General features: G+C 72.0%; 22 protein-coding genes, 1 tRNA gene and 1 other RNA gene. 14 read left to right on the top strand and 10 right to left on the bottom strand.

The annotated features are described in order from the left end of the window. Nucleotides 1-26: 26 nt before the first annotated feature. Nucleotides 27-485 (top strand): peroxiredoxin, encoded by a 459-nt coding sequence (locus tag H508_RS0104825; RefSeq protein WP_026373239.1) that lies wholly within the window; start codon nucleotides 27-29, stop codon nucleotides 483-485. 867 nt (nucleotides 486-1,352) lie between these two features. Here H508_RS0104825 and H508_RS0104820 read toward each other — a convergent pair. Continuing rightward, a tRNA-Val gene (locus H508_RS0104820) sits at nucleotides 1,353-1,425 on the bottom strand. A gap of 62 nt (nucleotides 1,426-1,487) precedes the next feature. Here H508_RS0104820 and H508_RS0104815 point away from each other — a divergent pair. The 4 genes from H508_RS0104815 to rnpB all read left to right on the top strand — a co-directional run bounded on the left by H508_RS0104815 (nucleotide 1,488) and on the right by rnpB (nucleotide 4,597). Next, nucleotides 1,488-2,324: a Nif3-like dinuclear metal center hexameric protein gene (locus H508_RS0104815; RefSeq protein WP_026373238.1), complete on the top strand. Its 837-nt coding sequence runs from the start codon at nucleotides 1,488-1,490 to the stop codon at nucleotides 2,322-2,324. Next, nucleotides 2,315-3,055 carry a zinc ribbon domain-containing protein gene (locus H508_RS17350; protein WP_051222757.1) on the top strand — a complete coding sequence of 247 codons (741 nt, stop codon included), beginning with the start codon at nucleotides 2,315-2,317 and terminating at the stop codon, nucleotides 3,053-3,055. Before H508_RS0104815 ends, H508_RS17350 begins: the two co-directional genes overlap by 10 nt. A gap of 36 nt (nucleotides 3,056-3,091) precedes the next feature. Beyond that, a complete protein-coding gene (locus H508_RS0104805; RefSeq protein WP_026373236.1) occupies nucleotides 3,092-4,192 on the top strand; it encodes a hypothetical protein in 1,101 nt (366 codons plus the stop codon). A gap of 47 nt (nucleotides 4,193-4,239) precedes the next feature. Then, nucleotides 4,240-4,597, top strand: an RNA gene (gene rnpB, locus H508_RS16775) — RNase P RNA component class A. Here the strand turns inward: rnpB and ppgK are convergent. Together ppgK and map are read right to left on the bottom strand one after the other, a co-directional pair. Beyond that, complete coding sequence (ppgK, locus tag H508_RS0104800; protein ID WP_026373235.1) at nucleotides 4,595-5,350, bottom strand: polyphosphate--glucose phosphotransferase; 756 nt, start codon at nucleotides 5,348-5,350, stop codon at nucleotides 4,595-4,597. The genes rnpB and ppgK overlap by 3 nt on opposite strands. 26 nt (nucleotides 5,351-5,376) lie before the next feature. Further along, nucleotides 5,377-6,246, bottom strand: a complete 870-nt coding sequence (gene map, locus H508_RS0104795; protein WP_026373234.1) for a type I methionyl aminopeptidase — start codon at nucleotides 6,244-6,246, stop codon at nucleotides 5,377-5,379. A gap of 63 nt (nucleotides 6,247-6,309) precedes the next feature. Here map and H508_RS0104790 point away from each other — a divergent pair, with 63 nt between their 5' ends. Beyond that, nucleotides 6,310-6,507 carry a hypothetical protein gene (locus H508_RS0104790; protein ID WP_026373233.1) on the top strand — a complete coding sequence of 66 codons (198 nt, stop codon included), beginning with the start codon at nucleotides 6,310-6,312 and terminating at the stop codon, nucleotides 6,505-6,507. A gap of 401 nt (nucleotides 6,508-6,908) precedes the next feature. Here the strand turns inward: H508_RS0104790 and H508_RS0104785 are convergent, their stop codons facing one another. Then, complete coding sequence (locus H508_RS0104785; RefSeq protein WP_026373232.1) at nucleotides 6,909-7,418, bottom strand: DUF1697 domain-containing protein; 510 nt, start codon at nucleotides 7,416-7,418, stop codon at nucleotides 6,909-6,911. A 13-nt stretch (nucleotides 7,419-7,431) separates the two neighbouring features. Further along, on the bottom strand, nucleotides 7,432-8,292 hold the full coding sequence (gene panB, locus H508_RS0104780; RefSeq protein ID WP_026373231.1) for a 3-methyl-2-oxobutanoate hydroxymethyltransferase: 861 nt from the start codon (nucleotides 8,290-8,292) through the stop codon (nucleotides 7,432-7,434). A 66-nt stretch (nucleotides 8,293-8,358) separates the two neighbouring features. On the opposite strand from panB, the gene H508_RS0104775 reads away from it, so the two are divergent. From H508_RS0104775 to H508_RS0104760, 4 genes are all read left to right on the top strand, one after another. Further along, nucleotides 8,359-9,690, top strand: coding sequence for a glutamine synthetase family protein (locus H508_RS0104775; protein WP_021011736.1), 1,332 nt, complete (start codon nucleotides 8,359-8,361; stop codon nucleotides 9,688-9,690). Between the two features lie 3 nt (nucleotides 9,691-9,693). After that, complete coding sequence (locus tag H508_RS0104770; RefSeq protein ID WP_026373230.1) at nucleotides 9,694-12,618, top strand: bifunctional [glutamine synthetase] adenylyltransferase/[glutamine synthetase]-adenylyl-L-tyrosine phosphorylase; 2,925 nt, start codon at nucleotides 9,694-9,696, stop codon at nucleotides 12,616-12,618. 194 nt (nucleotides 12,619-12,812) lie between these two features. Further along, nucleotides 12,813-13,016: a zinc-ribbon domain-containing protein gene (locus H508_RS0104765; RefSeq protein WP_026373229.1), complete on the top strand. Its 204-nt coding sequence runs from the start codon at nucleotides 12,813-12,815 to the stop codon at nucleotides 13,014-13,016. A 12-nt stretch (nucleotides 13,017-13,028) separates the two neighbouring features. Further along, nucleotides 13,029-13,787: a hypothetical protein gene (locus H508_RS0104760; RefSeq protein WP_051222756.1), complete on the top strand. Its 759-nt coding sequence runs from the start codon at nucleotides 13,029-13,031 to the stop codon at nucleotides 13,785-13,787. A gap of 72 nt (nucleotides 13,788-13,859) precedes the next feature. Here the strand turns inward: H508_RS0104760 and glnA are convergent, their stop codons facing one another. Both glnA and H508_RS0104750 read right to left on the bottom strand, forming a co-directional pair. After that, nucleotides 13,860-15,284, bottom strand: a complete 1,425-nt coding sequence (gene glnA / locus H508_RS0104755) for a type I glutamate--ammonia ligase (RefSeq protein ID WP_026373227.1) — start codon at nucleotides 15,282-15,284, stop codon at nucleotides 13,860-13,862. Between the two features lie 100 nt (nucleotides 15,285-15,384). Continuing rightward, on the bottom strand, nucleotides 15,385-16,074 hold the full coding sequence (locus tag H508_RS0104750) for a DUF4191 domain-containing protein (protein ID WP_026373226.1): 690 nt from the start codon (nucleotides 16,072-16,074) through the stop codon (nucleotides 15,385-15,387). A gap of 93 nt (nucleotides 16,075-16,167) precedes the next feature. Here H508_RS0104750 and H508_RS0104745 point away from each other — a divergent pair, with 93 nt between their 5' ends. Continuing rightward, a complete protein-coding gene (locus H508_RS0104745; protein WP_026373225.1) occupies nucleotides 16,168-17,451 on the top strand; it encodes a protein kinase family protein in 1,284 nt (427 codons plus the stop codon). Here H508_RS0104745 and sucB read toward each other — a convergent pair. From sucB to H508_RS0104730, 3 genes are all read right to left on the bottom strand, one after another. Then, nucleotides 17,448-19,361, bottom strand: a complete 1,914-nt coding sequence (gene sucB, locus H508_RS0104740; protein ID WP_026373224.1) for a 2-oxoglutarate dehydrogenase, E2 component, dihydrolipoamide succinyltransferase — start codon at nucleotides 19,359-19,361, stop codon at nucleotides 17,448-17,450. The two genes, H508_RS0104745 and sucB, sit on opposite strands and share 4 nt — an antisense overlap. A gap of 24 nt (nucleotides 19,362-19,385) precedes the next feature. Then, nucleotides 19,386-20,774 (bottom strand): dihydrolipoyl dehydrogenase, encoded by a 1,389-nt coding sequence (gene lpdA, locus H508_RS0104735; RefSeq protein WP_425393449.1) that lies wholly within the window; start codon nucleotides 20,772-20,774, stop codon nucleotides 19,386-19,388. Nucleotides 20,775-20,862: 88 nt separating this feature from the next. Continuing rightward, nucleotides 20,863-22,311: a leucyl aminopeptidase gene (locus H508_RS0104730; protein ID WP_026373222.1), complete on the bottom strand. Its 1,449-nt coding sequence runs from the start codon at nucleotides 22,309-22,311 to the stop codon at nucleotides 20,863-20,865. A gap of 45 nt (nucleotides 22,312-22,356) precedes the next feature. Here H508_RS0104730 and H508_RS0104725 point away from each other — a divergent pair, with 45 nt between their 5' ends. The 3 genes from H508_RS0104725 to H508_RS0104715 all read left to right on the top strand — a co-directional run bounded on the left by H508_RS0104725 (nucleotide 22,357) and on the right by H508_RS0104715 (nucleotide 26,177). Further along, complete coding sequence (locus H508_RS0104725; RefSeq protein WP_051222754.1) at nucleotides 22,357-23,277, top strand: PAC2 family protein; 921 nt, start codon at nucleotides 22,357-22,359, stop codon at nucleotides 23,275-23,277. Next, nucleotides 23,274-24,605, top strand: a complete 1,332-nt coding sequence (locus H508_RS0104720) for an MFS transporter (protein ID WP_026373220.1) — start codon at nucleotides 23,274-23,276, stop codon at nucleotides 24,603-24,605. The genes H508_RS0104725 and H508_RS0104720 overlap by 4 nt, the downstream gene beginning before the upstream one ends. A gap of 162 nt (nucleotides 24,606-24,767) precedes the next feature. Then, the gene (locus tag H508_RS0104715) at nucleotides 24,768-26,177 is read left to right on the top strand and encodes an RNA polymerase sigma factor (protein ID WP_026373219.1); all 1,410 of its coding nucleotides are present in this window, start codon (nucleotides 24,768-24,770) and stop codon (nucleotides 26,175-26,177) included. Nucleotides 26,178-26,339: the final 162 nt, after the last annotated feature.

Genomic DNA, 26,339 nt, shown 5'->3' with positions numbered 1-26,339 from the left:
GCGCGAGGAGACCTGAGGAGGCCCGCATGGCACTGCAGATCGGCGACGAGGCACCGGACTTCACGCTCACGGACCACACCGGGGAAGCGGTGACGCTCTCGGAGCTGCGAGGCCGCCCCGTGGTGCTCGTCTTCTACCCGGCGGCCTTCACCGGCCGGTGCACGGGGGAGCTGTGCTCGATCCGCGATGAGATCGGCGACTTCGAGGGCTCTGAGGCGGAAGTGCTCGCGATCTCGGTCGACACCGCCGCGTCGCTCGGGGTCTTCGCCGAGCAGGAGGGCTTCTCGTTCCGCCTGCTGAGCGACTTCTGGCCGCACGGTGCGGTCGCGCAGGCGTACGACGCCTTCCTGCCGGAGCGCGGCGTCGCGACGCGCGCGACGTACGTCATCGACCGCGAGGGCCGGATCGCCGACCACTTCCGGGTCTCCACCTCGGAGTCGCGCGACCTCGACGCCTACCGCGAGGCGCTCGCGAAGGTCGCCTGACCTCGCGGAAGCGGCTCGCCGGCCGAGAATTCGACGCTTGCACGTGCGCCTGCGCTCGCGCTATTGCTCGGACAAGGGTCTACGCGGGGAAGCGACGTTCCGCTAGGGCGAGGGCAGCGAAGATCAGTGCCTGTTGCTCTTCCGTTGTGGCTGACCCGAATCGAACGCCCGCCTCGTGAGCGGTGGCATCGATGTCGAGCGATTGAAGCACGTTCGCGACCCGCTCGTGTCGCTCAAGCCTTGAGCCGGTCCGAACCGGGGGTATTGCGGCGTCGGCCAGGGTCGCTTCGAAGGCGAGGTGCCACTCCGGACCTGTCACGGAGCGACCCTCGCAGGGTCGGCTGCGCAGCCGTCCCACACTCCTGAGATGCTTCCAGTGGTGGTGACCCGCCACGCCGTGCTGCGATAGCCGGAGTAGTGCTCTATGAAACCGCTCAAGCCCTTGATCCGCTGTTGCACGACCGACGTGCCGCGATAGAAGACGATGTCCGCTGAACCGTGGAGCTCGACTCCGACGTAGACGTGCTGGCCAGCCAGGCACGTCCGGCTGCCAGCAGCCTCGCGGATCGCAGCGTTAGCGGGCGCGGCGCCGGCAACTACGCTCAAGGCGATGGGACAAGCCGCGGCCGCAATCGGAGTGAATCGTCTAGCAGGCATCGCGGTCTCCCCCTCGAGGCGAATCTGTCGTAGCACCGTATGTCCCCGTCACGCGCGAGTCGACGAAGGCATTCCGGAGGCGTTCAACTCGGCCGGGCGACAACGCAAGGGGCTCGTCGAACGCGAACAACTGCGCCGTCGTCCTGATACGGCGGGCGATGCGTGCCGGACTTCCAGGACATGCTCACCATCGTCGCGCGAGCAGCAGCGTGGGCGGTGCCGGGCTCGAACCGGCGACCCCTTCGGTGTAAACGAAGTGCGCTACCAGCTGCGCCAACCGCCCGCGACCATCATCGCACCGTCGCGGTCGGCATCCGACTCCGCACCGCTCCCTAGGATGGGGCCATGACGACCGTCGAGGATGTGCAGCGCGCCGTCGAGGCACTCTGGCCCGCCGCGACCGCCGAGGACTGGGACGCCGTCGGGCTCGTCGCGGGCGATCCCGTCGACGAGGTGTCGCGCATCCTGCTCGCCGTCGACGCGACCGAGGCGACTGCCGCCGAAGCGGTCGAGCGCGGTGTCGACCTGCTGCTCGTGCACCACCCGCTGCTGCTCCGCGGCGTCTCGAGCGTCGCGGCGACCACGCCAGCCGGCCGCGTCATCACCCGGCTCGTGCGCGAGCGGGTCGCGCTGCTCGCCGCCCACACGAACGCCGACGCCGTCGATCGTGGCACGAGCGGCGAGCTCGCCTCGATGCTGAGACTCACAGGCGCCGAGCCCATCGTCGTCAACCGCGTCGACGACGCCAAGGGGCTCGGCCGCGTGGGCGACCTGCCCGAGCCGGTCGCGCTCTCGGGCCTCGCGCGCACCCTCGCGCAGCTGCTGCCCGCCGTCGCGGGGGGCGTGCGCGTCGCGGGCGATCCCGAGCGCTCGGTGCGCCGCGTCGCGATCTGCGGCGGCGCGGGCGATTCGCTGCTGCGCGAGTCCGCGGTGCTCGGCGCGGATGTCTACATCACGAGCGACCTGCGCCACCACCCGGCCTCCGATGCCCGAGAGCGGCACATCGCTGGCGAGGGCCCCGCGCTCATCGACGTCTCCCACTGGGCGAGCGAGTCGCTGTGGCTGCGGCCCGCGGCCGAGCAGCTGCGCGCGGCGCTCCCGGGCGTCGCCGTCGAGGTGAGCGAGATCAGGACCGACCCATGGGACTTCGCCGTCCCGCAGGAGGAGCACGCATGGCACTGAAGGCTTCGAACCACGAGCAGCGTCGCCTGCTCGAGCTGCAGGACGTCGACACCCGCATCGTGCGGTTGACCGCGAAGGCGAAGGCGCTGCCGCAGGCCAAGCGCATCGCCGAGCTCGACGCGAAGCTCGCCGAGCTCGATCGCGAGGTGCTCGACCGGCTCGGCGCGCACGACGACGCGGCCGCCGAGGTCGCCCGGACCGAGAGCGACGTCAAGGTCGTCGAGGCGCGGCTGCAGCGCAACCGCGAGCGGCTGCCGTCGATCACCGACGCGAAGGTCGCCACCGCGACCGAGCACGAGATCGTGACGCTCGAGCGCCGGCGCAGCGACCTCGAGGACCTCGAGCTCGAGGCCATGCAGGCGCAGGAGGACGCCGCGGCCGCGCTCGAGGCGGCTCGCGCCGCCGCCGGTGAGGCGCGTGCCGAGCGCGAGCGCCTCGAGGCCGAGCGCGCCGCGGAGGCGGCCGGCATCGAGCGCGAGCTCGAGGAGGCCCGAGCGGAGCGCGAGCAGCGCACCGCCGTCATCTCGCCCGAGCTGCTCGCGCTCTACGAGCGGCAGCGCGCCCGCTACGGCATCGGCGCGACGCTCCTGCAGCGCCGCACCTCGGTGGCTTCGGGCGTCGAGCTCACCGCCGCAGAGCTCTACACGATCCAGTCGGCGGCCGAGGACGACGTGCTGCTCGACCCGAACTCGTCCGCGATCCTCGTGCGCACGGAGGAGAGCGGCATCTAGCGCGGGCCGCGCACCGGCCCCCGTACGATGCGGGGCATGGGCAGCGGCCTCCGCGTCGAGCAGGTCGCCGACGAGGCGGGCCTGGATGCGTTCCTGCGCCTCGGGCACGACACCCACGGCGGGCTCGCGGTGCCGCTCCCCGAGCGCACGGTGCGGAGCTGGTTCAAGGGCTGGCACCCGCACCCGCATCCGATCGCGCTGCTCGTCGCGCGCCGCGGCGACGAGCCCGTCGGCCGTGCGGTCGTGCACCGCGACGATCGGCTCGACGCCCGGCTCGGCACGCGCGCGCTCGTGTTCGGCGCGCTCGTCGCACCCGACGCATCCGTCGTCGACGCCCTCGTCGACGAGTTCGAGGCGCGCGCCGCCGGTGCCGGCGCGACCGAGCTCTTCGGGCCCGCGCAGCTGCTGCCGAACCAGTCGGGCGGCGTCATCACCGGCGGCTTCGAGGAGCGCGGCTTCCTCGACTCGGCGTGGAACCCGCCGTGGCTGCCGGACGCGCTCGAGGCGCGCGGCTTCGAGCGCTGGTACGAGGCCGACACGTGGATCGTCGAGGTCGTCGACGACGACGGGCCGACCGAGGCGGAGCTCGACCGAGCCGGCATCCGCATCGACGAGGTGACCCGCTTCGGGCTCGGCCGCGGCCTGCGGGCGCTGCTGCCGCTCCTCAACGACTCGTTCGCCCTGCTGCCGACCTTCACCCCCTACTCGCGCGAGGAGCTGCGCGCGCAGACCGACGGGCTCTGGTGGCTCCACGAGGAGGGGCTCTTCCTCATCGCGCGCGACGAGCAGGAGGAGCCCGTCGCATTCGTGCTCGCCGTGCTCGACCCCTCGCGCGTGCTGCAGCGCTCGGGCGGCCGGATCGGCGCGCGCGAGCGCTGGGAGCTCGTCACCCGCCGCGGCGCGCTCCGGCGCGAGGCGGTGCTCGTCATGCAGGGCGCCCGGCCGCACGCGCAGGGCAAGGGCATCGTGACGCTCTTGAGCCGGCGGCTGCACGCGAACCTCGCCGAGCTCGGCTGCACGACGCTGCGCTCGACGCTCGTCGGCCGCATGAACCCGGGATCGGTGCGGCAGTTCACCCGCTTCGGCGGCCGCCCGCTGCACGCGACCGCCTACTACCGCAAGGCGCTCGAGCGGTGACGAGCGGATGCCTCGGGCCGGCTCGGGCGGTACCCTGAGGGCGTGAACCGGTCGGCTAGGCGGTCGCGTCGCCGCTCCCTCGGGAGCGGTGCCGAGGAACGTCCGGGCTCCGCAGAGCAGGGCGGTGGATAACGTCCACCCGGGGCAACCCGCGAGAAAGTGCAACAGAGAGCAGGTCCACCGGTCGGGCGACCGACCGGCCAGGAGTGAAACGGTGGGGCAAGAGCCCACCAGCGTCGCGTGCGAGCGCGGCGGCTAGGCAAACCTCGCCCGGAGCAAGACCAGACAGCGGACCATGGGGCTGCTCGTCCCGTCCGCGGGTAGGTCGCTGGAGGGCTGCAGCAATGCATCCCCGAGAGAGATGACCGTCCACGACAGAACCCGGCGTATCGGCCGGCCGGTTCACACCCCGCGCGCGAGCGCCGCGGCGCCGATGATGCCCGCGTTGTTGCGCAGCGCGGCCGGCACGATCGGCGTCGCGAGCCGCAGGAGCGGCAGGAACTTCTCCGACGACTTCGAGACCCCGCCGCCGACGACGAAGAGGTCGGGGGAGAAGATGAACTCGAGGTGGCTGTAGTAGCGCTGCAGCCGCGCCGCCCAGTCCTCCCAGCTCAGCTCCTCGCGCTCGCGCGCCTTGTTGGATGCCCGCGTCTCCGCAGCGACGCCGTCGAGCTCGAGGTGGCCGAGCTCGGCGTTGGGGATGAGGGTGCCGTTGTAGATGAGGGCGCCGCCGATGCCCGTGCCGAGCGTCGTCAGGATCACGAGCCCCGAGGCATCCCTCGCCGCACCGTAGTGGTCCTCGGCGAAGCCCGCGGCGTCCGCGTCGTTGACGAAGTGGATGTCGCGCCCGAGCGCGCGCTCGAACAGCTGCTCGGCCTCGAGCCCGATCCACGACTTCGAGACGTTCGCGGCGCTCATCGTGCGACCGTGGCGGACGATCGCGGGGAAGGTGACGCCGATGGGGGTCTCGTCGTCGATCTCGAGCATGCCGACGAGGCTCACGACCGCGTCGCGGATCGCGTCGGGCTCGCCGCCCGCCGGCGTCGGCACCTTCACGCGATCGCTCAGCAGGGCGCCGGTGCGCACGTCGACGAGCGCCGCCTTCACACCCGTGCCGCCGATGTCGACGCCGACTGCCTGATCGCTGGAGCTGGTCACGCTTGCCGATCCTGCCATGGATCGGATCACGCCGACGGCAGGGTCAGGATCTCGGCACCGCCCTCGCGCACGACGATGGTGTGCTCGAACTGCGCTGTGATCGAGCGGTCGCGCGTGACGATCGTCCAGCCGTCGTCCCAGCCGTCCCACTCGTGCGTGCCGAGCGTCAGCATCGGCTCGATCGTGAAGACCATGCCCGGCACCATCTCGGTGTCGTACTGCTCGGTGTCGTAGTGGGGGATGATGAGGCCCGAGTGGAACGACGTGCCGACGCCGTGGCCGGTGAAGTCGCGCACGACGCCGTAGCCGAAGCGCTTCGCGTACTGCTCGATCGTGCGGCCGATGACGTTGACGCGGCGGCCGGGCATCGCGACCTTGATCGCGCGCCGCAGCGCCTCCTCGGTGCGCTCGACGAGCTGCGTCACCTCGTCGCTCGCCTGCCCGACGATGAAGGTGCGGTTCGAGTCGCCGTGCACGCCGTCCTTGAACGCCGTGATGTCGATGTTGACGATGTCGCCCGCCTCGAGCACGGTGTCGTCGGGGATGCCGTGGCAGACGACCTCGTTGACGCTCGAGCACACCGACTTCGGGAAGCCGCGGTAGCCGAGCGTCGACGGGTAGGCGCCGTGCCTCGTGACGAAGTCGTGGCCGATCCGGTCGAGCTCGTCGGTCGTGATGCCGGGCTGCACGGCGGCGCCGACCGCGGCGATCGCGTCGGCGGCGATCGTGCCCGCCGCGCGGATCCGGTCGATCGTCGCCTCGTCGTAGACGTCGCCGCCGACGTGCTTCGCGGGGCGCGGCTTGCCGACGTACTCCGGGCGGGCGATGGATGCGGCCACGGGCCTCGGGGGAGAGATGCGACCGGGGATCAGGTGACCTCTCACGTCCTTCGGCATAGGCTCCATCCTAGGCAGACGGCCGAGGCAGACCGACCCGCGGCAGCTCCCGAGGAGGCGCGCATGACCGAGTACTGGTACAACCTGGAGACCGGCGTCGTCGAGGAGGGCATGGTCTCCCCGGGCTACGACCGCGCGGGGCCCTTCGCCACTCGCGAGGAGGCGGCGCGCGCGCCCGAGATCATCAAGGAGCGCTCGCGGAAGTGGGCCGCCGAGGAGGCGGCCGAGGACGACTGGGGCAGCGCCTCCTCGTCCCGTTGATCGAGCAGCAGTCGGCGCCCCCCGTTGATCGAGTAGCGGTCGGCGCAGCCGACCGCGTATCGAGATCAGAGCGCTCACGTCTCGAGACGCGGCCTGCGGCCGCTGCTCGACGAGCGGCGGTGCTGGGCCCCTCCCGTTGATCGAGCAGCGGTCGGCGCAGCCGACCGCGTATCGAGATCAGAGCGCTCACGTCTCGATACGGGGCCTGCGGCCGCTACTCGACGAGCGGGTGGGGCGGCCGCTACTCGACGAGCGGGTGCTGCGGCCCCTTCCGTTGATCGAGTAGCGGTCGGCGCAGCCGACCGCGTATCGAGATCGAAGCGCTCACGTCTCGATACGCGGCCTGCGGCCGCTACTCGACGAACGGGCGTGCTGCGGCCGCTGCTCGACGAACGGCTCGATCAGGCGACCGCGACGATGCGGCGCAGCGTGCGGAGGTTGCGGGTCGTGACGCGGTCCTTCGCCTGTCGCTCGAGCGCCTTGCCGAAGGGGCTCGACAGCGTCGTGCCCTTCGGGTTCGACCAGTGGACGACACCGTCGCCCGCGGCGATCGCCTCGCCCTCGCCCGGCTCGAGCGCCGCGAGCTCGGCGGCGATCCCCGGCTCGAGCTCGAACACGACGTAGGGCGTGTGCTCGTCGTCCTCCTCGTGCGGGTAGTCGGCGATGATGCGCTCGAGGTCATCGATCTCGACGCCCAGCACGCGGATGCGCCGGCCGTACCGCGCCTCGAGCGCGGCCTCCGCCGCACGAGCCGCGGCCGACGCATCCGCCGCCGTGACCACGGCGTTGCCGCTCGCGAGCACGGTCACGACGTCGTCGAGCCCCGCATCCTCGAGCAGCGCCTTGAGGTCGGCCGATCGCACGGTCACACCGCCGACGTTCACGCCGCGGAGGAGCAGGGCGATGCGCACGGTGCTCGCTCGGCTACTCGTACTCGTGCTCCGGCGCCGGATAGGCGCCCGAGGAGACGTCCTCGCGGAACGCGTTCGCCGCATCCTCGAGGTCCTTGCCGATCTGCGCGTACTGCTTCACGAAGCGCGGGATGCGCCCGGTCGTGAAGCCCGCCCAGTCGGTCCAGACGAGCAGCTGCCCGTCGCAGTGCGGGCCGGCGCCGACCGAGATCGTCGGGATCGTGAGCGCCTCGGTCACCGCGCGGGCCGACTCCGACGGCACCATCTCGAGCACGACCGCGAACGCGCCCGCCGCCTCGACGGCCTTCGCGTCGCGCAGCAGCTTCTCGGCGCCCTCCTCGCCGCGGCCCTGGATGACGTGGCCGCCGAGGCCGTGCTCGGCCTGGGGGGTGAAGCCGACGTGCGCCATGACGGGGATGCCGGCCTCGACGATGTGGCGGATCTGCTCGGCCGAGCGCTCGCCGCCCTCGAGCTTGACGGCGTGCGCGCCGGTCTCCTTCATGAAGCGGATCGCGGTGTGCACCGCCTCGCGCGGGTTCGTCTCGTAGGAGCCGAAGGGCAGGTCGGCGACGACGAGCGCCCGCTTCGCGCCGCGCGCGACGGCGCGGGTGAGGGGGATGAGCTCGTCGACCGTCACCGGCAGTGTCGTGTCGTAGCCGAAGACGGTGTTGCCGGCCGAGTCGCCCACGAGCAGGAAGTCGATCCCGGCGCGGTCGAAGATGCCGGCGGAGAGGTAGTCGTAGCTCGTGAGCCCGACGATCTTCACCCCGTCGCGCTTCGCCTGCTGGAAGTGCCGGATCCTGACGCGCTTGGGGCTCGAGGCCGCGCCGCCGTAGGGCGCTGCGGGCTCCTGGGCGCTCTCGCTGAATGCCATGCGGCCGAGCCTATCGACAGCCGCGCGCCCACTAGCCTGAGGGCAGGCCTTCAGAAGGGGACTCGGATGGACAAGCAGCGGGACTTCGTGCTCCGGACGATCGAGGAGCGCGGCGTCAAGTTCGTGCGGCTGTGGTTCACGGATGTGCTGGGCACGCTGAAGTCGGTGGCGATCGCGCCTGCCGAGGTCGAGGGCGCCTTCACCGAGGGGCTCGGCATCGACGGCTCGTCGATCGAGGGGCTCTCGCGCTCCTCCGAGGCCGACGTCATCGCGAAGGCCGACCCGTCGACGTTCCAGGTGCTGCCGTGGCGCGGCGAGATCGACCCGACCGCGCGCATGTTCTGCGACATCGCGACGCCCGACGGGCAGCCGGCCGCCGCCGACCCGCGGCACGTGCTCAAGCGCACGCTCGCGAAGGCCGCCGACCTCGGGTTCAGCTTCTACACGCATCCCGAGTGCGAGTTCTACCTGCTCAAGTCGGCCGACGTGCATCACCCCGAGCCCGTCGACCGCGCCGGCTACTTCGACAACGTGCCCGGCGGCACCGCCCACGACTTCCGCCGCGCGAGCGTGCGCATGCTCGAGGACATCGGCATCTCGGTCGAGTTCAGCCACCACGAGGCGGGCCCCGGCCAGAACGAGATCGACCTGCGCTACGCCGATGCACTCTCGACCGCCGACAACATCATGACCTTCCGCACGGTCGTCAAGGAGGTCGCGATCCAGGAGGGCGTCTACGCGACCTTCATGCCGAAGCCCTTCGAGGGACAGCCCGGCAGCGGCATGCACACCCACATGTCGCTGTTCGAGGGGGAGCGGAACGCCTTCCACGACCCCGCCGGGCAGTACCAGCTCTCGAAGGTCGGCCGGCAGTTCGTCGCGGGCCTCCTGCACCACGCGCCGGAGTTCACGGCGGTGACGAACCAGTTCGTCAACTCCTACAAGCGCATGTGGTCGGGCGACGAGGCGCCGAGCTACGTCTCGTGGGGCCACAACAACCGCTCCGCGCTCGTGCGCGTGCCGCTCTCGAAGCCCAACAAGGCCCAGTCGGCGCGCGTCGAGTACCGCGGGCTCGACTCGGCGGCCAACCCCTACCTCGCGTTCTCGGTGCTGCTCGCGGCGGGGCTCAAGGGCATCGAGGAGGGCTACGAGCTGCCCGAGGAGGCGACCGACGACGTGTGGGCGCTCTCCGACCGCGAGCGGCGCGCGCTCGGCTTCACGCCGCTGCCGGCGAGCCTCGACCGGGCGCTGCAGCACATGGAGGAGTCGGAGCTCGTCGCCGAGACGCTCGGCGAGCAGGTCTTCGAGTACTTCCTGCGCAACAAGCGCGAGGACTGGCAGCGCTACCGCGCCCAGGTGACGCGCGTCGAGCTCGAGTCGAACCTCCTCTCGCTCTAACGCATGCGCATCCCGTCGCCGCGCGCTCGACTGGCGCAGCTCGGGTTCCGCGAGCCGAGCCGAGCCGCGGCATGCCTCGAGGAGCTTCCGGATGCGTGGCGGGGCACGGGCAGGACGGCCCTCGTCGAGGCCGCGGCTCGCGCCGCCGACCCCGACACGGCCATCGAGTGGGCGGTGCGGCTCGAGCGCGCCGGCGTCTCGCTCGACGAGGCGCTCGCCGACGCGGGCTCGCTCGAGTCGCTCCTGCGGGTGCTCGGCGGCTCGATCGGGATCGCCGAGCACCTCGAGCGGCACGCCGAGGACCTCGACGTCGCCGCCCGGCCGATGCCGCCCGCGCCCGCCGAGCGCTACGTCGACAGCCTGCTCGAGTCGGTCGACGCATCCGCCGGCATCGCGCGGAAGCCGAGGGATGAGGCGATCGCCGCGATGCGCGGCCGCTACCGCCGCCACCTCACCGAGCTCGTCGCGTGGGACCTCGGCCTCGACGACCCGGCTGCCTCGGTCGATGTCGTCTCGGCCGCGCTCGCCGACCTCGCTGCGGCCGCGCTCGAGGCGGGCCTCGCGATCGCCCGCGCCGCCGCGCGCGAGCGGTACGGCGAGGACGCCGATCGCGTGCGGCTCGCGGTCGTCGCGATGGGGAAGACCGGCGCGCGCGAGCTCAACTACCTCAGCGACGTCGACGTCATCTGGGTGCACGAGGCCGACGGCGTCGAGGACCCGAGGGCGACGCAGATCGCGACGCTGCTCGCACGCGAGACGACCGCCGCGTGCGCGCAGTTCCAGAAGGCGCCGCCGCTGTGGGAGGTCGACGCGAACCTGCGGCCCGAGGGCAAGGACGGCGCGCTCACGCGCACGCTCGCCTCGCACGTCGCCTACTACGAGCGCTGGGCCAAGTCGTGGGAGTTCCAGGCGCTGCTCAAGGCGCGCGCGGTCGCGGGCGACGCGGAGCTCGGCACCGCCTACGAGGCCGCCGTGCGATCGAAGGTGTGGGAGTCGTCGAGCCGCGAGGGCTTCGTCGAGTCGGTGCAGCGGATGCGCGAACGCGTGAGCGAGCACATCCCGGCCGATGAGGTCGCGCGGCAGCTGAAGCTCGGGCCAGGGGGCCTGCGCGACATCGAGTTCACCGTGCAGCTGCTGCAGCTCGTGCACGGCGCCGACGACGAGTCGGTGCGGCAGCGCGGCACGCTCGAGGCGCTCGACGCGCTCGCCGAGCTCGGCATCATCGGTCGCGCAGACCGGGACGAGTTCAGCGCGCACTACCGGTTCCTGCGCGTGCTCGAGCACCGCATCCAGTTCTGGCGGATGCGTCGCACGCACCTCATGCCGGTCGAGCCCGACGAGCTGCGACGGCTCGCGCGCTCGGCGGGCCTGCCCGACGCCGACGCGCTCACCGAGCGCTGGCAAGCGGTGCGCCGGGCGGTGCGGTCGCTGCACGAGCGGCTCTTCTACCGGCCGCTGCTCGGCGCCGTCGCCTCGCTCGGCCACGACGACGTGCGGCTCACGCCCGAGCACGCGGCGAAGCGGCTCGAGGCCTCCGGCTACGCCGACGCGCGCGGCGCGCTGGGCCACATCGCCGAGCTCACGGGCGGCGTGACGCGCCGCGCGCAGATCCAGCGGCTGCTGCTGCCGGTGCTGCTCGGCTGGTTCGCCGAGGGCGTCGACCCCGACATGGGGCTGCTCGCGTTCCGGCGGCTGAGCGAGGCGCTCGGCGAGAGCCCGTGGTTCCTCCGCATGCTGCGCGACTCGCCGGTCGCCGCCCGCCGGCTCACGCGGCTGCTCTCGTCGTCGCGGCTCATCGGCTCCCTCATGGAGCGCATCCCCGAGGCCGCGTCGTGGCTCGACGGCGACGAGCAGCTGCGGCCGCGCTCGGAGGAGTCGCTCCGCGAGGAGGCGGCCGCCGTGCTCGCCCGGCACCGCGACGACCGGGAGGCGCTGCGCACGGCGCTGCGGTCCCTCCGCCGCCGCGAGCACCTGCGCGTCGCGATGGCGAGCGCGCTCCAGCGCATCGACGAGTCGACCGTCGGCGTCGCGCTCACCGCGATCGCGGCGGCGCTCGTCGACGCGGCGCTGACGCTCCACACGCCGGAGGGGCTCCGGCTCGCGACCATCACGCTCGGGCGCACGGGCGGCCGCGAGATCGGCTTCGGCAGCGACATCGACGTCATGCACGTCGCGGTCGGCGAGGGCGACCCGATCGCGGTCGCGACGACCGTCATCCGCAAGGTGCAGGAGACGCTCGCCGACCCGACGCTGCCGTTCGAGCTGGATGCGGCGCTCCGGCCCGAAGGACGCCAGGGCCCGATCGTGCGCACCCTCGAGAGCTACCGCGCCTACTACGAGCGCTGGTCGGAGCCGTGGGAGGCGCAGGCGCTCCTGCGTGCGCGGCCGTTCGCGGGCGACGCCGAGCTCGCGGCGGAGCTCATGGCGATCATCGACGAGCGCCGCTACCCGCAGGAGCTGCCCGCCGCGGCCGCCCGCGAGGTGCGGCGCATCAAGGCGCGCGTCGAGTCGGAGCGGCTGCCGAAGAACGCCGACCGACGCCGCCACCTCAAGCTGGGCGACGGGGCGCTCAGCGACGTCGAGTGGCTCGTGCAGCTGCTGCAGCTGCAGCACGCGGGCCATGAGCCGAGCCTGCGGACGCCGTCGACGCTCGAGGCCCTGGCTGCCGCTGCCCGCGCCGACCTCATCAGCGATCGCGATGCGGAGATCCTGCGGGAGGCGTGGTCGCTCGCGACCCGCATCCGCAACGGGCTCGCGCTCGCCCGCGCGCGCACGATCGACGTGCTGCCGAACGACCGCACCGAGCTCGAGGCGGTCGCCCGGCTCATCGGCATGCCGGCCCGGTCGGCGCTCGCGCTCGAGGAGCACTACCTCGCGGTCACCCGGCGATCGCGCCGCGTCTTCGACCGCCTCTTCTACGACGCCTGACCGGCGCTCTCGCGGGTGGTGCGGATTGGTCGCCTGGCGCGAGCCGAGGCGACCATCCGGTACCTCCCCGAGCGTGTCACTCGGCGGGGTGGTACCGATTCGTCGCTCGTGTCGGGGCCAGGCGACGATTCGGTGCCACCCAACGTGACCGGTGGCCAGGGGAAGCTCGCAGGCTCCGTCCCTACGCTGGCGCGATGTTCTTCATCTTCGGCTTCGGCCCCAAGCAGGAGGAGGTCGGCCCCGGGCTGACCCGCACGTGCGTCAACTGCAACAACACCGCGGTGTGGCGCCGCATCCGCGAGTCGAAGCGCTTCACGCTCTTCTTCATCCCCATCGCGCGCTGGGGCAAGCGCGAGTTCGAGGCGTGCCCGATCTGCGGCTACGCCGTCCCCGCCTGAGCGAGCGCTGCCATGGATCTCGGCGTCGCTGAGAGCACATGGATCGCGTTCGCCCTCACGGTCCTGCTGGCCGTCCTGCATCTCGCAGCTCCGCGCATCCGGTCGTTGCCGCTCGTGCCCGAGCGCGCCATGGGGTCCTTCGCCGGCGGACTCGCGGTCGCGTACGTCTTCCTGCACCTGCTGCCGGAGCTCGCCTCGGGCAACGAAGCGGTGGGCGAGGCGCTCTCGGACGTCGTGGAGCCGACACCCCTGCTCGAGCTCGCCATCTTCCTCGTCGCGCTCGCCGGGTTCACCGCGTTCTACGGGCTCGAGCGCCTCGCGGAGCGGCACAGCGACGACGGCCGGGACACCGCTGGCGTGTACTGGCTGCACCTCGGCTCGTTCATGCTCTACAACGCGCTGATCACCTACACGATGATCCTGCGCGTCCGGACGGGCCTGCTCTTCGCGATCCTGTTCGCGATCGCGATGGGCCTGCACTTCCTGCTCACGGACCGAGGCCTCGCGGAGCACTACCCGCGTCGCTTCCGCTCGAGCGGCCGCGTCCTGCTCGCCGCTTCGCTGCTCGTCGGCTGGGTGCTTGCGGCCGTCGCGGCCCCGGTGAGCACGGTCGCCGTGGCGCTGCTGACCGCGCTGCTCGGCGGCTCCGTGCTGCTCAACGTGTTCAAGGAGGAGATCCCCAGCACGCGCCGGTCGAGCTTCGGCTGGTTCGTGACCGCGCTCGTGCTCTACGCGGCGCTCCTAGCAACGATCACGGCCATCGAGGCATAGGCAGCGCACGCTGCACGTGCGAGCGGCCCGGCTCCTCCAGGGTCGGGAGAGCCGGGCCGCGAGCACTGTGCGTCAGACGCCGTAGTAGAGCTCGAACTCGTACGGGTGCGGGCGCAGGGCCATCGGCAGGATCTCGGTCTCGCGCTTGAGCGAGATCCACGTGTCGATGAGGTCCTTCGTGAAGACGTTGCCCTCGAGCAGGAACTCGTGGTCGTTCTCGAGCGCGACGAGCGCCTCCTCGAGCGTGCCCGGCACCTGCGGGATGCCCTTGGCCTCCTCGGGCGGCAGCTCGTAGAGGTCCTTGTCGATCGGGTCCATCGGCTCGATGCGGTTGCGGATGCCGTCGAGGCCCGCCATCATCTGCGCCGCGAACGCGAGGTACGGGTTCGACGCCGCGTCGGGCGCGCGGAACTCGATGCGCTTCGCCTTCGGGTTCGAGCCCGTGATCGGGATGCGGATCGCCGCCGAGCGGTTGCCCGCCGAGTAGACGAGGTTGACCGGCGCCTCGAAGCCCTTCACGAGGCGGCGGTAGGAGTTGATCGACGGGTTCGTGAACGCGAGCACCGACGGCGCGTGCGCGAGCAGGCCGCCGATGTACCAGCGGGCCGTGTCGGAGAGGTTGCCGTAGCCGTTCTCGTCGAAGAAGAGCGGCTTGCCGTCGAGCCACAGCGACTGGTGCGTGTGCATGCCCGAGCCGTTGTCGCCGAAGAGGGGCTTCGGCATGAAGGTCGCCGTCTTGCCCCACTCGAGCGCCGTGTTCTTGACGATGTACTTGAAGGCGAGGATCTCGTCGGCCGCCTTCACCATCGTGTTGAAGCGGTAGTTGATCTCGGCCTGGCCGCCCGTGCCGACCTCGTGGTGGCTGCGCTCGACCTGCAGGCCGATGCCCGCGAGCTTGAGGCAGATGTCGTCGCGCAGGTCGGCCTGCTTGTCGACCGGGGAGACGGGGAAGTAGCCGCCCTTGTAGGACGTCTTGTAGGCGAGGTTGCCGCCCTCCTCGACGCGCCCGGTGTTCCAGGCGCCCTCCTCCGAGTCGACCGAGTGGAACGACTGGTTCGGCGTGACCGAGTAGCGCACGTCGTCGAAGATGTAGAACTCGGCCTCGGGCGCGAAGAACGCGGTGTCGGCGATGCCGGTCGAGGCGAGGTACTGCTCGGCCTTGTGCGCGACCTGGCGCGGGTCGCGGTGGTAGATCTCGCCCGTGCGCGGGTTGTAGATGTCGAAGATCATCACGAGCGTCTTCTGCTCGCGGAACGGGTCGAGGTACGCGGTCGACACGTCAGGGATGAGCTGCATGTCGGACTCGTTGATGGTCGCGAAGCCGCGGATCGAGGAGCCGTCGAAGAGCTGGCCGACCGAGAAGAACTCCTCGTCCACCGTCGACGCGGGGATGTTGAAGTGCTGCTGCACGCCGGGCAGGTCGGTGAACCGGATGTCGAGGAACTTCACCTCCTCGTCCTTGATGAAGGCGAGGGCCTCGGACGGGTCCTTGAACATGGTGCTCCTGACTTGGCGTTTCGGTTGAGCGGATGCCTTGCCTCGACGCTACGCGGGAGCCGTTGCCCGACCGTGACGCCGATGTTTCGGCGGTGTTACGTCAGCGCGGCCGGCCGGGGCGCACCCGGCGGGGATCGATGCCCTTCGGGATGGGCAGGTTCGACTGCCCGAGCGAGGTGAGCCGGTTCGCGACCGCCATCACCTCGGCGCGGCTCAGCACCTTCTTCAGCCGACGCATCGACTTCGTCATCTTGCGCAGCTCGAGCGAGGAGTCGGGGCCGATCTCGAGCACGTTGACCGGCACGTTCGGCACGATCCGCTTGAGCTTGCGCTGCTCCTCGCCGACGAGCCGCGCGACGCGCTCGCGCGGGCCCTCGGCGATCAGCACGACGCCGGGCTTGCCGACCGCGCGGTAGACGGCGTCCTGCGTGCGCGGGTTGACGGCGACGGGCATCTCGCTCGTCGACCAGTTGCCGCGGAGGCCGCTCTTCAGCACGGCGCCCACGGCGCCGGGGCGGCCCTCGATCTGCGAGAACGCGATCTTCTCGGCCCGCCAGGTGAGCGTCATCATCATGAGCATCAGGCCGATGAGCACGCCCGAGATCACCCAGAGGACGAACCACAGCACGTCCTGCTGCGTCACGATCGCGAGCACGACGACGACGACGATCGGCCCGAGGAAGGCCAGCAGCATCAGCGGCAGCGCCGCCTTGTCGTTCTTGCGGGTCATCTGGAAGATGGACCACATCGTCTTGAGCCTGCCGGGCTCCTTCTCGGTCTCGCGCGCCATGCTCTCCAGGATACCGGCGCGCGGGGCCTCCGCTCTCCACAGCGGGGAGCGCGACCCGCTCGCCCGCGCCGGCCGTCGTGGCATGGTCGCGGCGTGGAAGTCGAGGCAGCGTCGATCGCCGGCTACCCGCTCGTCCGCGCCGTGCGGCGGACGGCCGACCGCGAGGTCTGGGTGGCGGATGCGTCGGGTCACGGGGTCGAGGTGCACCGCGCCCTCGCGGGCGGTGACGCGCCGCTCGCGCGCGAGGCGGAGGCCCTGCTGCTCGCCGACCACGAGCACCTCCTGCCCGTCATCGACGTCGCGACCGACGAGGGCGTGGTCATCGTGCGGCAGCTCGTGGCGCGCGACCTCGCCGACTGGCTGCTCGAGCGCGGCGAGCCGGAGCCGGGGGAGATCGTCACCGCGCTCGCACCGATCGCGGCGGCGCTCGGCGCGCTGCACGCGATCGGAGCCGTCGCCGGCGCCGTCACAGCCCACGACGTGCGCGTCGATGTCGATGGCGCGCCGCTGCTCGCCGCCGAGGGCGCGCACCGCGAGACCGAGCGGCCCACTGAGGCGTGGCGCGAGTCGAGCGACGGCGTCGCGGCCGACGCGCTCGGCTGGCGCGAGCTCGCCCTGCTGCTCGCGGACGCATGCGGGCAACCGCTGCCGGAGGCGGTCGAGGCTGCGCTCGAGCGCCGCGACCTCGCTGCCGCGGCATCGGCGCTCATCGCCGCCTGGCCCGCGCTGCCGCTCGCGCTCGACCCTCCGGTGGTGGGGGCCGCGGCGGCACCGGTGCGGATGCGCCCGCGCGAGCGGGCGAGCGGGCTCGACGCGGTGTGGGCTCGCGTCGCGCGGCTGCTCGAGCGGCTCCCGCGAGGCACGCCGTCCGCCGCTCGACTCGTGGCGGCGGCGCGCGCCGTGCGGCCACGCTACTGGGCCCTCGGGTGCGCGGGCGGGATCGCGCTCGTCATGACGGCGGCGCTCCTCGGCGGGAGCGGGCCTCCCGGCGCAGGCGCCGCGGATCCCGCGACGATGCCGTCTCCCGTCGGCGCTGCCGAGCCGGCGGACACGCCGTCGGCGGCAGCGGCGGTCCGGCCGGAAGCGCCGGGCGCCGTGACGGGCGACCCGGTCGCGGGCGCGGCAGCGCTGCTCGCCGAGCGCGAGGCGTGCCTCGACGCGGGCGACGCGGCGTGCCTCGTCGGGCTGCACGATCCCGACAGCCCCCTGCTCACCGCCGCCGCGCCGTGGCGCATGCCCGACGACGGGGTGCTCGAGGTCGTGCAGCAGCTCGGCGACGCCTGGCTGCTGCGGGTCGTGTCCGGAGACGAGCCTGCCTCGGTGCTCGTCATGAGCACCGAGGCAGGCTGGGTCCTTCGGGACGCGTGGCCGGGCTAGACCTCGAACGCGCCCGACTCGAGGCGCTGCTTGACCGCCGCGAGGTAGCGGGCGGCGTCGGCGCCGTCGATGATCCGGTGGTCGTACGACAGGGCGAGGTAGACCATCGAGCGGATCGCGATCGAGTCCTGGCCGTCGACCGAGACGACGACCGGGCGCTTCACGACCGTGCCGACCCCCAGGATCGCGCGCTGGGGCTGGAACACCACGGGGGTGTCGAACAGCGCGCCGCGCGAGCCGGTGTTGGTGAGCGTGAAGGTGCCCCCGGCCAGCTCGTCGGGCTTGAGCTGGTTGTCGCGCGTGCGCTGCGCGAGGTCGGCGATCTCCGCGGTCAGCTCGCGGATGCTCTTCGACGACGCGTCGCGGATGACCGGCGTGAGCAGGCCGCGCTCGGTGTCGACCGCCATCGCGAGGTTCTCGGTCTCCGGGTAGGTGATCGTCTCGCCGTCGTCCGTCGCGTTGATGAGCGGGTGCGCCTTGAGCGCCTCGACCGCCGCCTGCGTGAAGAACGGCAGGAAGGTGAGCTTGTTGCCGGTCTCCTGCTGGAACGAGGCCTTCTTCGCCTCGCGGAGCTGCGCGACCTTCGTCACGTCGACCTCGACGACCGTCGTGAGCTGCGCGAGCTCCTGCATCGACTCGACGGCGCGCTTCGCGACGACCTTCCGCAGGCGCGACATCTTCGCGGTCGTGCCGCGCAGCGGCGAGACCTCGACGGGCGCCGGCGCGGCAGCGGCAGCGGGCGCGGCCTGCGCGGACTCGGCGGGCTTCGCCTCGGCTGCCGCGAGCACGTCCTCCTTGCGGATGCGGCCGCCGACGCCCGTGCCCGTGATCGAGCCGAGGTCGACGCCGCGCTCGTTCGCGAGCTTGCGGACGATCGGGGTCACGTAGACACCGGCCGACGCGGACTGCGCGGCGGGCTGCGCGGGCGACGCCGACGCAGAGGGGGCCGCGGCTGCCTGCGCTGCGGAATCCGACGGGGCGGGCTTCGAGGGGGCAGGCGGCGCCGGCTGCTTGGGCGCCTCGGCCTTCGGCGCCTCCTGCTTCGGCGCCTCGGGAGCGGGCGCCGCCTCCTGCTCCTCGGCCTCGGGGGCCTTCGCGGGCTCCGGCTGCTCGGTCGACGGCTTCGCGGGCTCGGGCTGCTCGGCCGGCGTCGCGTCCTGCTCCTCGGCGGAGCTCGATGAGGGGGCAGGCTCGTCGGTCTCGGCGTCGTCGGTCGTCGGCTCGCCGCCCGAGGGCGCGCTCGCCGAGCCGCCGACGCGCGCGATGACGCTGCCGACCTCGACGGTGTCGTCCTCGTCCACGAGCAGCTCGGAGATCGTGCCGGCCACGGGGGAGGGCACCTCGGTGTCGACCTTGTCGGTCGAGATCTCGACGATGGGCTCGTCGACCTCGATCTCGTCGCCGACGGCCTTGAGCCAGCGGATGATCGTGCCCTCGGTGACGCTCTCGCCGAGCTCGGGGAGCTTGATGTCGGTGCCGCCGCCGCTCGAGGGCTGCGCCTCGGCCTGCGGAGCCGGCTCGGGCGCCTCCTGCTGCGCCTCGTCGGCCTCCTTCGAGGGCGACTCCTGCGCCTCGGCGGCCGACTCGTCGTCGGCCTCCTGCTCGGGCTCGGCGTCGGTGCCCTCGGTCGCCGCCTCGGCGTCGGTCTCGGGCGCCTGCTCTGCGGGCGCGTCGCCCGCATCGCCCACGCGCGCGATGACGGCGCCGACCTCGACGGTGTCGTCCTCGTCGGCGAGGATCTCGGTGAGCGTGCCGGCGATCGGCGACGGCACCTCGGTGTCGACCTTGTCGGTCGAGATCTCGACGAGCGGCTCGTCGACGGCGATCTCGTCGCCCACGGCCTTCAGCCAGCGGGTGATCGTGCCCTCGGTGACGCTCTCGCCGAGCTCGGGGAGCTTGATGTCAGTCATTCTGGGATCTCCTGTGGCTGTCGATCAGATGGCGTGGAGCGGGGTGCCCGCGAGCTTCATCATGGTCTCGCCGAGCGCCTCGTGCTGCGTCGGGTGGGCGTGGACGAGCTGCGAGACGTCCTCGGGGTAGGCCTCCCAGTTCACGATGAGCTGGGCCTCGCCGATGAGCTCGCTCACGCGGCGGCCAATCATGTGGACGCCGACGACGGGGCCGTCCTTGACCCGCACCGCCTTGACCGAGCCGGTCGTGCCGACGATCTCGCTCTTCGCGTTGCCGCCGAGCGAGTACTCGTACGACTCGATCCTGTCCTCGCCGAACTGCTCCTTGGCCTTGGCCTCGGAGTAGCCGATCGACGCGACCTCGGGATCGGAGTAGGTGACCTTCGGGATGTTGATGTCCTGCACCATGCGCGGCTCGAGGCCGGCGATCTCCTCAGCGACGAAGATGCCCTGCTGGTAGCCGCGGTGCGCGAGCTGGAGGCCGGGGACGATGTCGCCGACGGCGTAGACGCCGGGGACGGAGGTCTGCAGGCGCTCGTCGACGGTCACGAAGCCGCGGTCGAGCTGCACGCCGACCTCCTCATAGCCGAGGCCGGCGGTGTTCGGGCCGCGGCCGACCGCGACGAGCAGGAGGTCGGCGTCGATCGTCTCGCCCGTCTCGAGCGAGACGTGCACGCCCGAGTCGTCCTGCGTCACGCCCGAGAAGCGCGCGCCGAGCTTGAACTGGATGCCGCGCTTCTTGTACGCGCGCTCGAACTGCTTCGAGACCGACTCCTCCTCGTTCGCGACGAGGTGGGGCAGGCCCTCGATGATCGTGACCTCGGCGCCGAAGGCGCGCCACACGCTCGCGAACTCGACGCCGATGACGCCGCCGCCGAGGATCGCCACGCGCTGCGGGATCCAGTCGAGGCGGAGCGCCTGCTCGCTCGTGATGACGTTGCCGGTGATCTCGAGGCCCGGCAGGGTCTTCGCGTACGAGCCGGTCGCGAGCACGATGTTCTTGCCGGTCAGGGTGCGGTCGCCGACCTGCACGGTCGTGGGGGAGGTGAGCTTGCCCTCGCCGTCGACGACCTCGATGCCCTTGGCCTTGATGAGGCCCTGCAGGCCCTTGTACTTCTTCGAGACGATGCCCTCGCGGAAGGCGGTCACGCGCTCGATGTCGATGCCCTTGAGCTCGGCGTCGACCCCGGCGTGGCCGGCGTCGCGCACCTCGTCGGCGACCTCGGCCGAGTGCAGCATCGCCTTCGTGGGCACGCAGCCGCGGTGGAGGCACGTGCCGCCGAGCTTGTCCTTCTCGACGATCGCGACGGTCTTGCCGAGCTGCACGGCGCGCAGCGCGACGGCGTAGCCGGCACTGCCTCCACCCAGGACGACGATGTCAAAGCTCTGATCGGACACGCACTTGCTCCTCATGAGTCTCTTGTGCCGCGCCGGTGGGCGCAGCGGTGCACGGCAGTTCCTGCCCGAGCCAGCCTAGTCGCTCACCCCTGACGGATCGGTGTCACTCGGCTGAGCGCGACATCTTCGAGATCAAGCGGAGCACGCCGCGCACGACGACGCCCGTCGCGCCGACCGGCGTGTGGCCGAAGGGCTTGCCGGTGTTCGTCGACGGGCCGGCGATGTCGATGTGCGCCCACGGGATGGGGGAGCCGTCGCGCTCGCCGACGAACTCGTTGAGGAACGCCGCGGCCAGCAGCATGCCGCCCGAGCGGTTGCCGACCTTCGCGTTCTGGAGGTCGGCGACCTCCGAGTCGAGCATCGAGCGCATCTCCTCCGGGATGGGCATGGGCCAGACGAGCTCACCGACTTCCCGCGAGGCGCGCACGAGCGCGTCGACGAACGCCTCGTCGTTGCCCATCACGCCGCTGACGCGATCGCCGAGCGCGACCTGCTGGGCGCCGGTGAGGGTCGCGACGTCGATGATCGCGTCGGGCTGCGCCTCGGAGGCGAGCACGAGCGCGTCGGCCATCACGAGCCGGCCCTCGGCGTCGGTGTTCGTCACCTCGACGCTCGTGCCCCCACGGATGACGATGACGTCGTCGGGCCTGGTCGACGTCGACGAGACCATGTTCTCGGCGAGCGCGAGGTGGGCGGTCACGCGGATGGGCAGCTGGAGCGCGGCCGCGGCGGCGGTCACGGCGTAGACCGTCGCGGCACCGGTCATGTCGTACTTCATGTGCTGCATCGAGCCGGCGGGCTTGAGCGAGAGGCCGCCCGAGTCGAAGGTGATGCCCTTGCCCACGAGCACGACGTGGCGCGTCGCGTTGTCGGGCGCGTGCTCGACCGTCACGAGCCGCGGCGGACGGCTCGAGCCCTGGCCGACGCCGACGATGCCGCCGAAGCCCTCGCGGCGCAGGCGCTCCTCGTCGCGCACGACGACGCTGAGCCCCGCGTGCGGCGCCTCGGCGGCGACGCGGTCGGCGAAGTGCACGGGGCTCAGCAGGTTCGGCGGCGTGTTCGCGAGGTCGCGCGTGAGCCACACGGCGGTCGAGGCGGCCTTGGCCATCGCGACGACCGTCTCGGTCACCTCCGCCTCGCCCGCGACGACCGCGATCTCGACGACGCCGGGCTTCGGCTCGCGCTTGAGCCCGTCGAAGCGGTAGGCGCCGAGCGCCGCGCCTTCGAGCACCGCGAGCACGTCATCGGTCGTCCGCACGGGCAGCGCGAGCGCGAGCGTCGGGACGTCGCGCAGCGCGCGCACCGCCGCACCCGCGATCTCCCGCAGCCGCACCGAGCCCGTGTCGTCGCCGAGGCCGACGAAGGCGACGCGGCGACCGTCGACGACCGCCCGCACGACCTGCTCTCGCTCGCCCGTCGCGCCGATGCCGCGGAGGAGCTCGGGGTCGAAGCCCTCGGCGGAGGGCTGCTCGCCGGGGTGCACGCCGTGCACGATGAGCTCGGCTGTGGCGTCCTCGGGGCGGGCGATGATGGAGAGTGCGGGGATGGGCATGGGTCACGAGGATACCTGCGGGCCGGCGGTCACTAGGCTGGGAGCGTGTTCGATCCGCGCTCGCTGACCCTGCACCTCGAGGACCTCGAGACGGTGCCGCGCGGGCTCGACCTCGTCATCGCGATCCACGGCTTCGTCGACGCCGGCGCCGCAGCCGAGGCCGCCGCGGCCGCGATCCTCGACACGCTCCCGCACCGCCCGGTCGTCGCGTTCGACACCGACGTGCTCATCGACCACCGCTCGCGGCGGCCGCGCATGCTGTTCAACGAGGACCACGTCGAGGAGTACCTGCCGCACTCGCTCACGCTCCTGCAGGTGGAGGACGACGCGGGAGCGCCGTTCCTGCTGCTCACCGGGCCGGAGCCCGACTGGATGTGGGAGCGGTTCACGGATGCCCTGCTCGAGCTGCACGAGGAGCTCGAGGTCGCCTCGACCACGATCATCAGCTCGATCGGCATGCCCGTGCCGCACACGCGGCCGCTCGTCTCGACCGTCTCCGGCAACCGCGCCGAGCTCATCGAGCAGTACTCGGCCTGGCGGCCCGTCTCCTCGGTGCCGGCCTCCGTCATCCACCGCATCGAGCACCGCCTGCACCCGACGTCGCCCGTCGCATCCTTCACCGTGCTCGTGCCGCACTACGTCGGCGAGTCGGGCTCCGCGGGCCCCGCGCTCGCCGCCCTCGAGGGCGTCACGAGCGCGACGTCGCTCGCGTTCCGCACCGAGGAGCTGCGCCAGGCCGACCGCGAGTTCCAGCAGCTCGTCGCGCAGCAGATGGAGTCGAACGAGGAGCTGCAGCGCGTCGTGCGCACGCTCGAGGCCCGCTACGACGCCTTCATGGCGCAGTCGTCCGTCAAGTCGCCGCTCACCGATGAGGACGGCTCGCTGCCGAGCGCCGACGAGATCGCGGAGGAGCTCGAGCGCTACCTGCAGGAGCGGCGGAAGCCGGGCTCGGACCCGCTCGGATGAACAGCGCCCGCTCCTGGCTCGTCTGGGGCGTGGCGGCACTGGCCTACATCGCGGCGGTGCTCCACCGCTCGTCGCTCGGCGTCGCCGGACCCGCGGCCGCCGAGCGCTTCGAGGTCGCCGCGACCGAGCTCTCGACGCTCGGCGCCGTCCAGGTCGGCGTCTACGCGGCGATGCAGATCCCCGTCGGCGTGCTGCTCGACCGGCTCGGCCCGCGCGTGCTCATCGCCTCGGGCGCGGCGGTCATGGCGGGCGGTCAGCTGCTCGTCGCGATCGCCGAGGACATGCCGCTCGCGATCCTCGGCCGCGTGCTCGTCGGCATCGGCGATGCGGCGACCTTCATCTCGGTCATCCGGCTCCAGTCGGGCTGGTTCCGCGGGCCGATCCTCGCGCAGATGTCGCAGTACACCGCCATCAGCGGCCAGGTCGGGCAGCTGCTCTCGGCCGTGCCGTTCGTCTGGCTGCTCTCGGCGGCCGGCTGGACCCTCTCGTTCGGCACGCTCGCTGCCGTCGGCGCCGTCGCCTTCGTGCTCGTCCTCCTCATCGTCTTCGACGCGCCCCCGGGCGGTGCCCCGCCGACCGGCTCGATCGACGTGCCCGAGGGCTGGCTGCCGCGGCTCCGCAGCGCCTTCCGCACGCCCGGCACGCGGCTCGGCTTCTGGACGCACTTCTCGCTGCTCGGCTCGACGAACCTCTTCCTGCTGCTGTGGGGCTTCCCGATGCTCGTCGACGGGCTCGGCTACTCGCAGCCCGAGGCCGCGGCGCTCATGAGCGTCGTCGTGGTGACCGGCATGATCGTGGGCCCGATCGTCGGCATCACGACCGCGCGCTTCCCGCTCCGGCGCTCGACCCTCGTGCTCGCGCTCGTCACGCTCGTCGTCGCCGCGTGGGCCGTCGTGCTCGCGTGGCCGACGCATCCGCCGACCTGGCTCGTCGTGCTGCTGCTCATCGTGCTCGGCGCGGCAGGCCCGGGCTCGACGGTCGGCTTCGACTTCGCCCGCACGTCGAACCCGCTGCGCGTGCTCGGCTCGGCGAACGGCATCGTCAACGTCGGCGGCTTCATCGCGACGTTCGCCGCCATGCCCGCGGTCGGCATCATCCTCGACCTCGTCCACTCGGCGCGCGTCGCGGGCGGCGAGGCGGTCGGCCTCTACGACTGGGAGGGCTTCCGCGCCGCCCTCTCGTTCCAGTTCGTGCTGCTCGCGCTCGGGTTCCTCATGGTCGTGCGGATGCGTCGCATCACCCGCTCGCGGCTGCGCGAGGAGGAGGGCATCGAGGTGGGGCCGCTGTGGGCGGCGATCGCCCGGCGGATGCGCCGCCGCCCCGACTGAGCGGCGGATTCCGCGACCTGGGAATGCCCATGCCACATCCGGCGCTATACTGTCAAGACCGACCCAGTCGAGATCGTGCCAGCGCGCGGACTTGACATGGGTCATTCGACTGCCCTCAGCGCGACTGGACCGAGTCTGGACGCTTGACCGACCGGAGGACGCATGCCAGCTGACAAGACCACGAGCCCGCGGAGCCGAACGATGAAGGCGGCCGCCGACGCTGAGCAGAGCGCCACGACGGCCGCAGCGCCAAAGGCCACCGCCGCGAAGACCACTGCCGCGAAGTCGGCGACCGCGAAGACGACGGCGGCGAAGGCGCCTGCCGCCAAGTCGACCGCGAAGACCACGGCTGCCAAGTCGACCGCCGCGAAGGCGCCCGCCAAGGCGACCGCCGCCAAGACCGCCGCCGCCAAGACCGCTGCCGCGAAGACCGCTGCCGCGAAGAAGGCCGCCTCGCCGTCGACCGGCCCGGCGAAGCCCGCCGCGCGCGGCGGCCGCCGCAAGGCCGCCGACCCCGTCGCCGAGGTGATGGAGGCCGAGGAGACCGCGACCGAGGCGCCCGAGGAGGACGAGGAGGAGGTCCACGTCGAGAAGCTCCCGACCGGCGCCCTGCGCCTCTCGGGCGACGACGACGAGCCTGCCGCCACCCAGATCACGGGCGCGACGGCCGACCCGGTCAAGGACTACCTCAAGCAGATCGGCAAGGTCGCGCTGCTCAACGCCGAGCAGGAGGTCGACCTCGCGATGCGCATCGAGGCGGGCCTGTTCGCCGAGGAGAAGCTCTCGCTCGAGGGCGACGACCTCGACTGGCAGCTCAAGCGCGACCTCACGCGCATCGCCCGCGACGGGCAGCGCGCGAAGAGCCACCTGCTGGGCGCGAACCTGCGCCTCGTGGTCTCGCTCGCGAAGCGCTACACGGGCCGAGGCATGCAGTTCCTCGACCTCATCCAGGAGGGCAACCTGGGCCTCATCCGTGCGGTCGAGAAGTTCGACTACACGAAGGGCTTCAAGTTCTCGACCTACGCGACGTGGTGGATCCGCCAGGCGATCACGCGCGCGATGGCAGACCAGGCCCGCACGATCCGCATCCCCGTGCACATGGTCGAGGTCATCAACAAGCTCGCCCGCGTGCAGCGGCAGATGCTGCAGGACCTCGGTCGCGAGCCGAGCCCCGAGGAGCTCGCGCGCGAGCTCGACATGACCCCCGAGAAGGTCATCGAGGTGCAGAAGTACGGCCGCGAGCCCATCTCGCTGCACACGCCGCTGGGCGAGGACGGCGACAGCGAGTTCGGCGACCTCATCGAGGACACCGAGGCGGTCGTGCCGGCCGACGCGGTGGGCTTCACGATGCTCCAGCGCCAGCTCGAGTCGCTCCTCGACTCCCTCTCGGAGCGCGAGGCGGGGGTCATCCGCATGCGCTTCGGCCTCGGCGACGGCATGCCGAAGACGCTCGACCAGATCGGCGACACCTTCGGCGTGACGCGCGAGCGCATCCGCCAGATCGAGTCGAAGACGATGGCGAAGCTGCGGCACCCGTCGCGCTCGCAGCAGCTGCGCGACTACCTCGAGTGATCGACGCGTGAGCGGAGGGCCGTCCCGGAAGTGAACTGACCCCCGGGAGTTGGACTGAGAAATTCAGTTCCGACTCCCGGGGGTCAGTCATATGGATCAGCGAAGTTCGCTGACGGAGGAGCAGCGCGAGTTCGCGGTAGCGTGCTTCGAGGAAGGTCGCGG

Origin of the sequence: Agrococcus lahaulensis DSM 17612, from assembly GCF_000425105.1 — a bacterium.
In the GTDB taxonomy this organism is placed as follows: domain Bacteria; phylum Actinomycetota; class Actinomycetes; order Actinomycetales; family Microbacteriaceae; genus Agrococcus; species Agrococcus lahaulensis.
Note: the sequence above shows the minus strand (reverse complement) of the source record. Positions and strands in the feature narration are given on the sequence as shown.

Bases quoted from the DNA above. Each gene is read 5' to 3' on its own strand.
- H508_RS0104770 (WP_026373230.1), top strand. From the start codon at position 9,694: ATGCGCATCCCGTCGCCGCGCGCTCGACTGGCGCAGCTCGGGTTCCGC.
- lpdA (WP_425393449.1), bottom strand. From the start codon at position 20,774: ATGAGGAGCAAGTGCGTGTCCGATCAGAGCTTTGACATCGTCGTCCTG.
- H508_RS0104715 (WP_026373219.1), top strand. From the start codon at position 24,768: ATGCCAGCTGACAAGACCACGAGCCCGCGGAGCCGAACGATGAAGGCG.
- H508_RS0104760 (WP_051222756.1), top strand. From the start codon at position 13,029: ATGGATCTCGGCGTCGCTGAGAGCACATGGATCGCGTTCGCCCTCACG.
- H508_RS17350 (WP_051222757.1), top strand. From the start codon at position 2,315: ATGGCACTGAAGGCTTCGAACCACGAGCAGCGTCGCCTGCTCGAGCTG.
- H508_RS0104750 (WP_026373226.1), bottom strand. From the start codon at position 16,074: ATGGCGCGCGAGACCGAGAAGGAGCCCGGCAGGCTCAAGACGATGTGG.
- H508_RS0104790 (WP_026373233.1), top strand. From the start codon at position 6,310: ATGACCGAGTACTGGTACAACCTGGAGACCGGCGTCGTCGAGGAGGGC.
- H508_RS0104805 (WP_026373236.1), top strand. From the start codon at position 3,092: ATGGGCAGCGGCCTCCGCGTCGAGCAGGTCGCCGACGAGGCGGGCCTG.
- glnA (WP_026373227.1), bottom strand. From the start codon at position 15,284: ATGTTCAAGGACCCGTCCGAGGCCCTCGCCTTCATCAAGGACGAGGAG.
- H508_RS0104775 (WP_021011736.1), top strand. From the start codon at position 8,359: ATGGACAAGCAGCGGGACTTCGTGCTCCGGACGATCGAGGAGCGCGGC.
- panB (WP_026373231.1), bottom strand. From the start codon at position 8,292: ATGGCATTCAGCGAGAGCGCCCAGGAGCCCGCAGCGCCCTACGGCGGC.
- H508_RS0104825 (WP_026373239.1), top strand. From the start codon at position 27: ATGGCACTGCAGATCGGCGACGAGGCACCGGACTTCACGCTCACGGAC.
- map (WP_026373234.1), bottom strand. From the start codon at position 6,246: ATGCCGAAGGACGTGAGAGGTCACCTGATCCCCGGTCGCATCTCTCCC.
- H508_RS0104730 (WP_026373222.1), bottom strand. From the start codon at position 22,311: ATGCCCATCCCCGCACTCTCCATCATCGCCCGCCCCGAGGACGCCACA.
- sucB (WP_026373224.1), bottom strand. From the start codon at position 19,361: ATGACTGACATCAAGCTCCCCGAGCTCGGCGAGAGCGTCACCGAGGGC.
- H508_RS0104815 (WP_026373238.1), top strand. From the start codon at position 1,488: ATGACGACCGTCGAGGATGTGCAGCGCGCCGTCGAGGCACTCTGGCCC.
- H508_RS0104765 (WP_026373229.1), top strand. From the start codon at position 12,813: ATGTTCTTCATCTTCGGCTTCGGCCCCAAGCAGGAGGAGGTCGGCCCC.
- H508_RS0104720 (WP_026373220.1), top strand. From the start codon at position 23,274: ATGAACAGCGCCCGCTCCTGGCTCGTCTGGGGCGTGGCGGCACTGGCC.